The 11,320-nt window shown below is 68.8% G+C and carries 11 protein-coding genes; 2 read left to right on the top strand and 9 right to left on the bottom strand.

Going from position 1 to position 11,320, the window contains the following annotated elements; all coding sequences use genetic code 11:
• From ITJ67_RS19340 to ITJ67_RS19330, 3 genes are all read right to left on the bottom strand, one after another.
• Window positions 1-1,067: zinc-binding dehydrogenase (locus ITJ67_RS19340; protein ID WP_194678730.1), on the bottom strand; the 1,067-nt coding region annotated here is incomplete at its 3' end.
• Entirely contained in the window at window positions 1,064-1,513 is a 450-nt protein-coding gene (locus tag ITJ67_RS19335; protein ID WP_194678729.1) for a zinc ribbon domain-containing protein, read from the bottom strand. The genes ITJ67_RS19340 and ITJ67_RS19335, both read right to left, overlap by 4 nt.
• Window positions 1,510-2,328 carry an N-acyl homoserine lactonase family protein gene (locus ITJ67_RS19330; protein WP_104239747.1) on the bottom strand — a complete coding sequence of 273 codons (819 nt, stop codon included), beginning with the start codon at window positions 2,326-2,328 and terminating at the stop codon, window positions 1,510-1,512. The genes ITJ67_RS19335 and ITJ67_RS19330 overlap by 4 nt, the downstream gene beginning before the upstream one ends.
• Before the next feature lie 214 nt (window positions 2,329-2,542).
• Here ITJ67_RS19330 and ITJ67_RS19325 point away from each other — a divergent pair, with 214 nt between their 5' ends.
• Entirely contained in the window at window positions 2,543-3,709 is a 1,167-nt protein-coding gene (locus ITJ67_RS19325; protein WP_194678727.1) for an acyl-CoA dehydrogenase family protein, read from the top strand.
• 55 nt (window positions 3,710-3,764) lie between these two features.
• Complete coding sequence (locus ITJ67_RS19320) at window positions 3,765-4,874, top strand: alcohol dehydrogenase catalytic domain-containing protein (protein WP_104239745.1); 1,110 nt, start codon at window positions 3,765-3,767, stop codon at window positions 4,872-4,874.
• Between the two features lie 138 nt (window positions 4,875-5,012).
• Here ITJ67_RS19320 and ITJ67_RS19315 read toward each other — a convergent pair whose 3' ends face one another.
• Genes ITJ67_RS19315 through ITJ67_RS19290 form a run of 6 tightly spaced genes read right to left on the bottom strand, consistent with a single transcriptional unit; the run spans window position 5,013 to window position 11,073 of the window.
• The gene (locus tag ITJ67_RS19315; RefSeq protein ID WP_194678726.1) at window positions 5,013-5,720 is read right to left on the bottom strand and encodes a GntR family transcriptional regulator; all 708 of its coding nucleotides are present in this window, start codon (window positions 5,718-5,720) and stop codon (window positions 5,013-5,015) included.
• A 9-nt stretch (window positions 5,721-5,729) separates the two neighbouring features.
• Window positions 5,730-7,103 (bottom strand): MmgE/PrpD family protein, encoded by a 1,374-nt coding sequence (locus ITJ67_RS19310; RefSeq protein WP_194678725.1) that lies wholly within the window; start codon window positions 7,101-7,103, stop codon window positions 5,730-5,732.
• A 1-nt stretch (window position 7,104) separates the two neighbouring features.
• Entirely contained in the window at window positions 7,105-8,256 is a 1,152-nt protein-coding gene (locus tag ITJ67_RS19305) for a CaiB/BaiF CoA transferase family protein (RefSeq protein ID WP_194678724.1), read from the bottom strand.
• Entirely contained in the window at window positions 8,253-9,092 is an 840-nt protein-coding gene (locus ITJ67_RS19300) for an HpcH/HpaI aldolase/citrate lyase family protein (protein WP_194678723.1), read from the bottom strand. The genes ITJ67_RS19305 and ITJ67_RS19300 overlap by 4 nt, the downstream gene beginning before the upstream one ends.
• Window positions 9,089-9,619: a MaoC family dehydratase gene (locus tag ITJ67_RS19295; RefSeq protein WP_194678722.1), complete on the bottom strand. Its 531-nt coding sequence runs from the start codon at window positions 9,617-9,619 to the stop codon at window positions 9,089-9,091. The genes ITJ67_RS19300 and ITJ67_RS19295 overlap by 4 nt, the downstream gene beginning before the upstream one ends.
• An 8-nt stretch (window positions 9,620-9,627) precedes the next feature.
• Complete coding sequence (locus ITJ67_RS19290; protein ID WP_160073834.1) at window positions 9,628-11,073, bottom strand: aldehyde dehydrogenase family protein; 1,446 nt, start codon at window positions 11,071-11,073, stop codon at window positions 9,628-9,630.
• Window positions 11,074-11,320: the final 247 nt, after the last annotated feature.

Genomic DNA, 11,320 nt, shown 5'->3' with positions numbered 1-11,320 from the left:
GGCACCTGGTCGAGGGTGTAGTCGGCGTCCACGAGCGACTCCCATGGGAACTGCGGCGTCGCCTCGATGAAGCGCACGGCCTTGCCGAGCACCTCGAGCGGGTAGCGGATGGCGGCGCGGATCTGCACACCGGTCCGGGTGAAGAGGCCAGGGTCGAAGTCCGTGTACTTGTTCGGAGAGATGTTGCCGATCTCGACGACGATGCCGCCGGATCTCGCCGACCGCACCGACTCCGAGAACGCGGACGGCACGCCGGTGAGGTCGATCACGACGTCACCGCCCCCGCCCGTCGCGTCGCGGACGAGCTGCACGCGTGCCGCGCCGTCAGCAGCCTGCGAGAGATCGATCGTGTGGTGGGCGCCGAAGTCCTTGACCTTCTCGAGCCGACTCGGCGTCATCTCCGCCACGTAGACCTCCGCCCCCAGCACGGAGGCGACGGCGGAGGCGCAGACGCCGAGCCCGCCTGCGCCGAAGATGACGACCTTGTCTCCGTAGGAGACCTCCCCGAGGAGGCACCCGTAGTAGACCTGCGACAGGGCGCAGTTGGCCGAGGAGGCCGCCTTCGAGGTGACGCCGTCCGGCACCTTGTACACGGCCTGGTTCGGGCCCACCGCGTAGTGCGTGCCGAACGTGCCGAAGAAGTGCGGGGCTTCGTCGGCCTGCTTCGACCATCCCGTGTAGGCGTTTCGGCAGATGTTGCCGTGCCCGTTGTTGCATTCGGGACAGCGGCGGCAGGCCTGGAAGTACGTGGCGACAACTCGATCTCCCACGGCGAGCGGGGCTCCCGCGAAGTCGGTCGTGACGCCGTCTCCGAGGGCCGCGACACGGCCGACGCCCTCGTGTCCCATGACGCAGCCGGGTCGAACCAGGGGGTGGCTGCCGTGCAGGATGTGCACGTCGGAACCGCACACGTTGGCGCGGATCATGGACAGCACGACCCCGCCTGGAACGGGGGAGGGCACCTCGTAGGACCGAGACGCGGTGCGGTCGATGTCGTCGAGGATCGTCGTCGTGCCATACGCCTGCTGCGCATCGGTCTGGGTGTGCGTGGAATCTGTCGCGGTCATGCTCCGGTCCCTCTCCTGGTGGTTGTGCTCGACGTCGAGGTCTGCGATTCCGATGCCCGAGCTGCGGCGGCCGTCGCGGAGGCGACCGATGCGCTGATGTCGTCGCCCGCACGCAGCGGGCGCCCCTGGAAGATCCCCTCGTGGGCGAGGATCGGACGACGGTCGCCGGCGAGCTCCGGGTACTTGGCCTCGAGCTTCTCGCGCTTCTCGATCTTGGAGCGCCAGTGGGCGACCGCTTCAGGGCGGCCGCGATCGATGCCCTGCCAGCTGTGCGGCATCTCGGCGCGACTGGGTCCTGCGTCGGCGGCGCCCCCGATCCGCACCGCGGAGGGGACACGGCTGGTCGCCGTCCCGCATCCGGGGCATGCGGGGTTGTCGGCCAGCATCGACTCGATGCCAGCCTCGAAGCGATGGCCTTCCTGGCACCGGAAGTCGTAGAGGATCATGAGTAGAACCCGTTCGGCGCGAAGGTGAGCTCCTTCTTCTGCTCTTCATCGTGGCCGAAGATCACCTGGGCGTCGGTCTCCTGAGCGATGCGGCGGAGCTTCTCGACCGACTCGAGCCAGGCGAGGTTGTTCCACACGATGGCCGCGCCGACCGCGGGCGGCCCCCAGGAGTCGGCGAGGTAGACGGCGTCTGAGGTGAAGATCTTCGTGCCGTCGTTGGGCAGGTCGACCTTGAGCGACATGGTTCCCCACGTGTGGCCCGGCGTCTGGATGACGCTGACGCCCGGCAGGATCTCGTCGTCACCGGCGATGCCGCCGATGTTGAGGCCCTTGAAGTCGTCGGGGATGTGCGCGCCCTGGTTGTACCCGGTGATGGTGGCGACTCCGTCGAGCTCGGCCTGGCTCGTGACGATGCGGGTTTTGCCGTTGTCGAACATCCTGGCGTTGGCGGCGTGGTCGAAGTGCAGGTGCGAGAGCACGAGGATGTCGATGTCGTCTGGGGTGAGCTCGAGCTGCTTGAGGCTGGAGTCGAGGTAGCCGGTGTCTGCCTGCGGGTCGTCGATGACGGGGAAGAACTCGTCGAAGCCGGTCGGGGCCCAGTGCTCGGCCCAGTTGCGTGGGACGCCGGTGTCCCAGAGGATGCGCCCGTCCGGGTGGTCGATGAGCACGGCGTGCGTCGGCACCTGACCCCATGCGCGTTCGTCGTGTCGGTGGTCGCGGGTCTTGATGACCCTGCCTGGCTTGAGCAGCAGCCAGGTGAGGTCGGCTTCCATGGTTCCTGACTCCAGGATGTGGAGCTTGATGTCGTTCGTCACGTGCCATCTCCTTTGATTGGCCCAGCGGGGGAAGGCGCTCGGGCTCTGGGTGGCGAGCGTGAGGAGCGCTTCCCGATTACCGTAAGCGAATATATTCAAGGGGTCAATACCTTGTAGCTTGCTCTCAGCCTTGCTATGTTGGCGATCATCCTAAAAATATTTGACGGCCCGTCGCCCTGCCGCGAGTGCCGCCCCTGACCGAAGGAGAGCCGCTGTGACAAGCCGGACTGCCAGCGACGACAGAACAGCCTTGCGTGCGCGCACTGAAGCGGTCTGCGACGAATTCGACGACGCCTACTGGCGTGAGACCGACCGCGAGCGCCGCTATCCGCAGGAATTCGTCGACGCCATGGGAGCCGCCGGCCTGCTCTCCGTCATGATCCCGCGCGAGTACGGCGGTGGCGGCTACGGCATCGACGCCGCCACGGGCGTCATGGAGGCGATCAACCGCTCCGGAGGACACTCCGCCGCCTGCCACGCGCAGATGTACACGATGGCCGCACTGCTGCGGCACGGCACCGACGCCCAGAAAGACCGCTACCTCCCCGGCATCGCAGACGGCAGCATCCGCCTCCAGGCATTCTCGATCACCGAGGACGCCGGCTCGGACACCCTCGCCATCACGACCACCGCGACCCCCGACGGCGACGGCTACGTGATCGACGGCCACAAGACCTGGACAAGCCGGTTCGAGGAGTCCGACCTCGCACTCGTGCTCACGCGAACCTCCGAGACCCCGAAGGGGACCACGGACGGCCTCACGCTGTTCCTGCTCGACCTTCGCGAGATCCGCGCACAGCAGCCGGACGCCCTGCTCGTCACCCCCGTGCGCACCATGTTCAACTACGCCACCAACCAGGTGACCTACCGAAGCGTCCGCGTGCCCGCCGACGCGGTCATCGGGCGAGTCGGGAACGGCTTCCGACACGTGCTCGACGGCTGGAACGCCGAGCGCATCCTGCTCGCCTCCGAAGCCATCGGCGACGGCTACTGGTTCATCGAGCGCGCCGTCTCCTACGCCAAGGCCCGCCACGTGTTCGGACGCGCCATCGGCACCAACCAGGGCGTCCAGTTCCCCATCGCCGACGCCTACATGAAGGTTCGCGCTGCCGAGCTCATGCGGGACGAGGCGACCGCACGGTTCGATGCGGGTGAGCCCGCCGGCGCTGAGGCGAACATGGCGAAGCTGCTCAGCTCCGAAGCGTCCTGGGCGGCCGCCAACATGTGCCTCGACACGCACGGAGGCTACGGATTCGTCGACGAATACGACGTCGAACGCAAGTTCCGGGAGACGCGGATGTTCTCCGTCGCCCCCATCAACAACAACCTGGTCCGCAGCTTCGTCGCCACGAAGGTGCTCGGGCTGCCGAAATCGTACTGAACCGAGCCCACCCCGGGCCGCAGCATCCACCGCATGTATCGACGAAGGAGTCAGCATGAACATCCAGGGAGCAGTCCTCGAGGAGATCGGCCTGCCGCGGCCGTACTCGGAGTCGAAGCCGTTGAAGGTCGTCGAGCTGGAACTCGACGATCCGGGACCCGACGAGGTCCTGATCCGCATCAGGGCGGCAGGGCTCTGCCACTCCGACCTGTCCGTCGTCGACGGGAACCGGGTACGGCCGACGCCCATGCTGCTCGGCCATGAGGCTTCGGGGATCGTGGAGAAGGTGGGTTCGAACGTCACCGACCTCGAGATCGGCGAGCAGGTGACGACGGTCTTCCTCCCCCGCTGCGGTGAGTGCGACAACTGCAAGACCGACGGGAAGCTGCCGTGCACCCCCGGCAGCGTCGCCAACAACGCCGGCTACCTGGTCGGCGAGCACTTCCGGCTGCACCGCGACGGGAAGGACATCTTCCACCACGTCGGCGTCTCCGGATTCGCGACGCATGCGGTGCTCAACCGCCAGTCGGTAGTGCCCATCGGGCACGACGTGCCGCCGGAGATCGCCGCCGTGCTGGGCTGCGCGGTGCTCACCGGCGGCGGCGCGGTCATCAACGCGGGCAAGCCGCAGGACGGCGACACCGTGATGATCGTCGGCCTGGGCGGCGTCGGGATGGCGGCGCTCCTCACTGCCGTCTCGCTGGAGAAGGGCAAGGTCATCGGCGTGGACGCGAACCCCGAGAAGCTCACCCGGGCCCTGGAGCTTGGCGCGAGCGAGGTCTACACGCCAGCGGAACTCGCCGAGAACGGCGTCAAGGCCCCGATCGTCATCGAGGCGGCTGGTCATCCTCGCGCCTTCGAGACCGCAGTCGCCGCTACCGGCGTCGGCGGCACGACGGTCACGGTCGGACTCCCCTCGCCGGATGCGCGCTCATCGATCGCTCCGCTCGGGCTCACCGGAGAGGCACGGACCATCGTGGGCTCCTACCTGGGATCGGCAGTTCCGGCTCGCGATATTCCCGTCTACGCGCAGCTCTGGCGCGATGGGAAGCTGCCCGTCGAGGAGCTCATCTCGGGACGCATCCGGCTGTCGGAGATCAACGACTCGCTCGACAAGCTCGCCGACGGGCAGGCCGTGCGACAGGTCATCATCTTCGACGAGTAAACCGACCGCTGCCGGGCCCCGAACGGGGCGAGCCCCAAAGCTGACTTGTGGTCGTCAACCCTCACGGTTGACGACCACAAGTCCGCTCTCGGCGTCTGGGGGGCCGGGGGCCTCGGGGACCCGGGGCGGAGGGAGAGATCAGAGTTTGGGGAGGGAATCGGCGGATGCCGTCGCCGATCTGAAGTGCGCGGCCAGCAGCTCCCCGGAGTGGATGATGTGCTCGCTCGCGGCATGCCTCGCCGCCTCCGCGTCCCTGGCCTTGATGGCATCGATGATCTGCGTGTGGTCCGCACGCGTCGCCTCGGGCCACCCCTCGATCTGCGCGTAGAAGTTGCGGGGCACGTACTTCGAGAAGAGGGCGACGAGCCAGCGCAGCCTCGGAGCATCCACGATGTGGTTGAGCAGGTGGTGGAACTCGTTGTTGCGGGCCTCGAGCGCTTCGACATCCCCGCGCACGGCCGCGGCGAGCAGCTCGTAGTGCAGGGCCTCGAGCACGCGCAGCTGCTCATCGGAGATGCTGCGCGCGGCACGCGCGGCGAGCTCTCCGGCCACATTGGCGTGCACGAGGAAGACATCCTCGATGTCCGCAGCCGTGATCGGGTGCACGCGGAATCCCTGGCCGCGCACGCCGTCGACGAACCCCTCCACGCGGAGCGACTGCAGCGCCTCGCGAACCGGAGTCGCCGAAACCTTCAGCCGTTGCGCGATCTCGTCGATCTGCAGGGACTCCCCGGGCAGGAGCACCCCGGAGATGATGCGCTCTCGGAGGTACTCGGCCGCGAACGAGCGCATGCTGCCGTAGCGACGGGCTGCGTCTTCGAGGCGTTCGTCGGGTGGGAGCGGCACGGGGACATCTTACTGAGCGGGCAATTCGGGCCGCGGCATGGCTTCCATGAGCTCTGCGACGGATGCGCTGCGGTCGCGTTCCACGAGCGCCCAGAGCTTGTTCGCGCACGTCTCGCCGACGAGCCCCCTCGCCTTGGCGTGCAGGTCCTGTCGTGAGGCGCGTGCGCCGGGAGAGCCGCGGTAGGCGTTCGTCGAAGCCTCGTGCACGCTGCCGTCCGTGAAGGTGACCCGCACTTCGGCGGTCCAGTCTGCCGGGAACGCCGCTTCGACCGCAGGCGAGGTCACGCATCTCACCTTCCTCATGAGCGGAAGCAGCTCGTCCGCGAGCTCCGCAGCCCGGTCGAACTGGTCGACGGTCGCCGTTCCCGTGGTGAGCGCGAGTGCTGCGCCGAACGGCATGTTGAATTGCGCATCCACGGCCGATTCGACGCGCAGCTTCGCGTCTGCTGGCACGCTGACGAGGCGGGCGCCCGCTTCGATGACGGCCACCTCGACGTCGTCGACCTCGGCCGCGGACAGGCCGGGCCGCTGCGAGGCGACGTCCAGGAGCAGGTCGATGTTGCCGTGCATGTAGCGGCAACAGGGGTAGAGCTTGATGCTCGTCCGCCAGGCGTATTCCCCTGGCGTGATGGTGCGCACACGCTCGGGGTGGAAGCCGTCGCCGTAGTTCGCGAGGAACCCGTCGCGTCCTTCGAGGGCCGCGGCCGGCGCGACGAACCCAACCGCGGCGAGACGGGTTGCCCGGATTCCTACAGCCGCGGCGTGACCCGCGTTGAGACGCTTCGTCCAGGCACCGTCGGAAAGGAACTCGAGCGAGCCCGCCGCGAGGTTCGAGGCGAGGCCGATGGCGTCGACCGTCTGCGACTCGTCGAAGCCGAGGAGGCGGGAGACGGCTGCGGCTGCTCCGATGGCGCCCGCGACCCCGGTCGGGTGGAAGCCGCGGCCGTAGCTCTCGGCGGCTCCGAGGACGACCCCGATGTCGCACATCACGTCGTACCCGACGACCGCGGCATCGAGGAGGGCACCGTAGCTCGCCCCGTGCTCTTCCGCGGCGGCGAAGAGCGCCGGGAACAGCACCACGGCGGGATGCAGGGACGCTTCCTCGAAGGTGTCGTCGAGCTCCAGCCCGTGGGCGGTGATGCCGTTGACGAGCGCCGCATCCTCCGCAGACAGGCGAAGCGCAGCCCCGAACACGGACGACGGCGCGACGTCCGAGGCGAGCCCGGCGTAAGCGTCGCGTGCAGCTCGGGCCGACTCGCGTCCGCTGCCTCCGAGCGTCACGGCGAGGGCATCGAAGAGCAGCGCGCGCATCCACGCGGAGCGCTCCTCGTCGAGGTCCACGGGGCCGAGGGCATGCTGCGCGTAGCTGCGAGCGAGTGACATGTCAGTTCCGTTCTTCGGTGGTGGCGAATTCGCGCCGGATGCGGTCGGTGTGCTCGCCCGTGTCCGGCACGGGCTTCATCGCCGGCCGGTAGGAGCCGGCCGTGACGGGCGGAAGGAGCGAGCGGGCTGGCCCCCCGGGGGTCTCGACCTCGACCCACCTGTCTCGCTCCGCGAGCTGCGGATGCGCGGAGAACTCCGGCATCGTCCGCATCCGCGCGTTGGCGATCGCCAGGGAGTCGAGGCGCCTGATCACCTCATCGCTCGGGGTCTCGGCGATCGCCGCTCCGATGAGCTCGCTGAGCGCGTCCCGGTTCGCGACCCGATGCTCGTTGAGGCTGAACCTCGGGTCGTCGGCGAGCTCCGCCGCGCCCAGGACGTCGCGGCAGAAGCCCGCGAACTCCGTCTCGTTCTGGATGCCTATGAACACGGTCCCGTCGGAGGCTTCGAACGGGCCGTATGGGGCGATGGTGGCGTGGGATGCACCGTGCCGCTGGGGCGGGCGGCCGCCGTACTCGGCGAAGAGGTACGGCTGCTGCATCCATTCGCCGAGCGCTTCGAGCATGGAGACCTCGATGCGGTCGCCGACGCCGGTCCGTCCGCGCTGGATGAGCGCGGCGAGCACACCGGAGTACACGTACATGCCTGCCGCGATGTCGGCAACGGACGCTCCGACCTTCGATGGCTGCTCCGGGGTGCCGGTCACCGAGAGGAGGCCGGCTTCGCACTGCACGAGGAGGTCGTAGGCCTTCTTGCGCGTGTAGCTGCCACCCGTGCCGTATCCGGAGATCTCGGCGTAGATGAGTCGGGGGTTGCCTGCCGCGAGTTCGTCGTAGCCGAGGCCGAGGCGGTCGAGCGCGCCTGGTGCGAGGTTCTGCACGACGACGTCGGCGGTCGCGGCGATGCTGCGGAAGAGTTCGGCGTCCACCTCGTCCTTGAGGTCGAGCACAACCGATTCCTTGCCGCGGTTGAGCCAGGCGAAGAAGCTCGACGTGCCGTGCACGGTGGAGTCGTAGCGGCGCGCGAAGTCGCCACCTGCCCGCTCGATCTTGATGACGCGGGCGCCGAGGTCGGCGAGCTGTCGCGTCGCGAACGGGGCGGCGACCGCCTGCTCGACGCTGAGCACGGTGATGCCGTCGAGCGGCCGGCCGTTCACGATGCCTGCCCGACGGCCGCGAGCATGCGCCGCGCTCGCCGCAGCACGGGCGCGTCGACCATGGCCCCGTCGACCTGCACGGCGCCGGAGCCTGCGCCGACCACGCGGCGGGCCCAGTCGATCTGGGCGTCGGTCGGCCGGAACGCCGAGGCGATGGCAGGCAGCTGGGCGGGGTGGATGGCGAGCATGCCGCCGAAGCCGAGTGCGACGGCGTGCTTGGCGGCGGACTCGACGGCCGCGAGGTCGCGGATGCTGGCGCTCGGGGATTCGACTGGGGCTGGCACCCCGGCGAGTCGCGAGGCGAGGACCAGCTCGACGCGTGCCGCATCGAGCAGCGAGTCTGCGTCGCCACCCGCATCGACCGCGAAGTCGAGCGCCCCGAAGGCGAGGCGCACGTCGAGCTCGGGCTCACCCGGGCCGCGGGTGACGAGCGTCTCCGCCACGCGAAGGCCGCGCACGGTCTCGACGAGTGCGAGGATCGGCGCGCCACCCGAGGCGTCGCTCACCTGCCGGAGGTAGGCCCGCGACTCGGCCTTCGGCACGGCCACGCCAGCGAGGGCGCCGGGCGACCTGGTGGACACGTCCTCCAGGAGCGCGAGGTCGGCCACGCTGTCGCCCGTGTCCGCCGGGTTGACCCGCACGAGCACACGACCGGGTTCGGCCGTGGCCAGCAGATCTCGGATGGCGGTCCGCGCCCGTTCCCGACTGTCGGGGGCGACCGCATCCTCGAGGTCGAGGATCACCAGGCTGGCCCCGGAATCCAGCGCCTTCGAGAAGCGGTCGGGCCGATCTCCCGGGACGAAGAGCAGCGTCTGCGCCGCCGCGAGGGCGCTCATCGCTCGACCGCGTCTGGCAGCGACGACTCGTCGGGGCGTGGCGTCGGGGATACCGGCAGGAACCCGCGTCTCGAGACCATGAACGTGCGTCGGAAGCTGATGACGATGACGCCTTCCTGGTTGTAGCCCTCGGTCGCGACCTCGACGATGCCGACCGAGGGGCGCGAGCGCGACTCCCGGAGCGACAGCACCTTGGAACGCGACGAGATCGTGTCTCCCACGAAGACCGGATGCGGGAGCCGGACCTCATCCCAGCCGAGGTTCGCGAACACGTTCATGGACAGATCGATCGTCGATTGCCCGGTGACGAGGGAGAGCGTGAAACAGGAGTTCACGAGGATGCGCCGGAACTCGGTGCTCTCCGTGAGGCGCGCGTCGACGTGGACCTTCGCGACGTTCTGCGTCATGAGGGTCGACGTCATGTTGTCGTCCTCGGTGACGGTCTTGGAGAACGGGTGGTAATAGAGGTCTCCCGGGGTGAAGTCCTCGAAGACCCGCCCCGTCCACCCTTCGACGATCTGCGTCATGATGCTCCCTACAGTTTGACGATGACGGTCTTGGTCTCGGTGTACGCGTCGAGCGACTCGACGCCCTTCTCTCTGCCGTAGCCGGACTTCTTGAAGCCGCCGAACGGGTACTCGACGCCGCCGCCCGCCCCATAGGCGTTGACGTACACCTGCCCGGCCTCGACGCGCGCGGCGAGGCGATGCGCCCTGGAGATGTCGCGGGTCCAGATCGCTGCCATGAGCGCGTAGTCGGTTCCGTTGGCGATGCGGACCGCCTCGTCCTCGTCGGTGAAGGTCGTGGCGACCAGCACGGGGCCGAAGACCTCCTTCTGCGCGATCTCGGAGCTCGGGTCGACGTCGGCGATGAGCGTCGGGGCGAAGAAGGCGCCGGCCCCATGCCCCTCTGGCACGTGCCCACCGGTGATGACGCGGCCGTCGGCGCCGTCGACGAGGCCGCGTACTCGGTCCTGCTGCTTGACGGAGACGAGGGGGCCGAGGTCGCGGTCGTCGGAGCCCGGGCCGATGGTCACCCGCTCGAAGGAGGTCTTCAGCTTCGCGAGAAGCTCGTCGGCGACATCCTCGTGCACGATGAGTCGTGAGCCCGCCGAGCAGGTCTGACCCGCGTTCTGCAGGATGCCCTTCGTGATGAACATCGTCGCCTCGTCGAGGTCGGCATCGGGGAACACGACGTGCGGGCTCTTGCCCCCGAGCTCGAGCACCGCGGGGATCACATTCTGGGCGGCCGCGGTGGCGATCGACGTGCCGACCGCGGTCGATCCGACGAAGCCGATGTGGTCGATGCCCGGATGCTCGGCGAGCGCGGCACCGACCTCGACCCCGATGCCGGTGACGATGTTGAGCACCCCGGCGGGGATCCCGACCTCGACGGCGAGCTCCGCGATGCGCACCGCGGTGCGGGGTGTCTCATCGGCCGGCTTCAGCACCACGGTGTTGCCCGTGGCCAGGGCGGGCGCGACGGCCCGGCCGAAGAGCTGCATGGGGTAGTTCCAGGCGATGACGCTGCCGCAGACGCCGAGCGCCTCCCGCCGCGTATACACGTGGAACGCCGGATCGACGGGCAAGGACAGGCCGTAGTAGGAGTCGATGGCCCTGCCGTAGAAGGTGAAGTACCGAGCAGCGACCGTTGCATCCGTTCGCGCCTGGGTGAGCGGCTTGCCCGTGTCCTGAGATTCGAGCAGCGTGAGCTCCTCGCGGTTCGCGATGATGGCCGCCGCGAGCGCCTGCAGCAGGTCGGCGCGGACCTCCGGCTTGGTGGCGGCCCATCCGGGTTGCGCCGCCCGTGCGGCTGCGACCGCGGCATCCACGTGGGATGCATCGCATCGCGCGGTGAGGCCGAGCACCTCCCCCGTCGCCGGGTCGATGTTCTCGTAGCTGCGCTCGGCGGCCACGCGCTCGCCGCCGATGTAGGCCGTCGTCGTGGCAGCTCCCGACGCGGTGTGCACTGATTGGGACATGTCTCTCCTGGAATCTCTGCTGGCCTGGAATCTGTGCTGGCCAAAATCTCTGCTGGCCAAAATCTCTGCTCGTCGTCGGCGGAAGTCGACGGGTTGTCGCCGGTGATCAGTCGTCGATGACGATGCCCGCGCGGGTCACCTGCCGCGACTCTGCGGCAGCGAGGGCCTCTGGCACCTGGTCGAGGGTGTAGTCGGCGTCCACGAGCGACTCCCATGGGAACTGCGGCGTCGCCTCGATGAAGCGCAC

It is taken from the genome of Pseudoclavibacter sp. VKM Ac-2867, assembly GCF_015351275.1.
In the GTDB taxonomy this organism is placed as follows: Bacteria; Actinomycetota; Actinomycetes; order Actinomycetales; family Microbacteriaceae; genus Pseudoclavibacter.
Note: the sequence above shows the minus strand (reverse complement) of the source record. Positions and strands in the feature narration are given on the sequence as shown.

Bases quoted from the DNA above. Each gene is read 5' to 3' on its own strand.
- ITJ67_RS19300 (WP_194678723.1), bottom strand. From the start codon at position 9,092: ATGAGCGCCCTCGCGGCGGCGCAGACGCTGCTCTTCGTCCCGGGAGAT.
- ITJ67_RS19310 (WP_194678725.1), bottom strand. From the start codon at position 7,103: ATGTCACTCGCTCGCAGCTACGCGCAGCATGCCCTCGGCCCCGTGGAC.
- ITJ67_RS19320 (WP_104239745.1), top strand. From the start codon at position 3,765: ATGAACATCCAGGGAGCAGTCCTCGAGGAGATCGGCCTGCCGCGGCCG.
- ITJ67_RS19295 (WP_194678722.1), bottom strand. From the start codon at position 9,619: ATGACGCAGATCGTCGAAGGGTGGACGGGGCGGGTCTTCGAGGACTTC.
- ITJ67_RS19290 (WP_160073834.1), bottom strand. From the start codon at position 11,073: ATGTCCCAATCAGTGCACACCGCGTCGGGAGCTGCCACGACGACGGCC.
- ITJ67_RS19335 (WP_194678729.1), bottom strand. From the start codon at position 1,513: ATGATCCTCTACGACTTCCGGTGCCAGGAAGGCCATCGCTTCGAGGCT.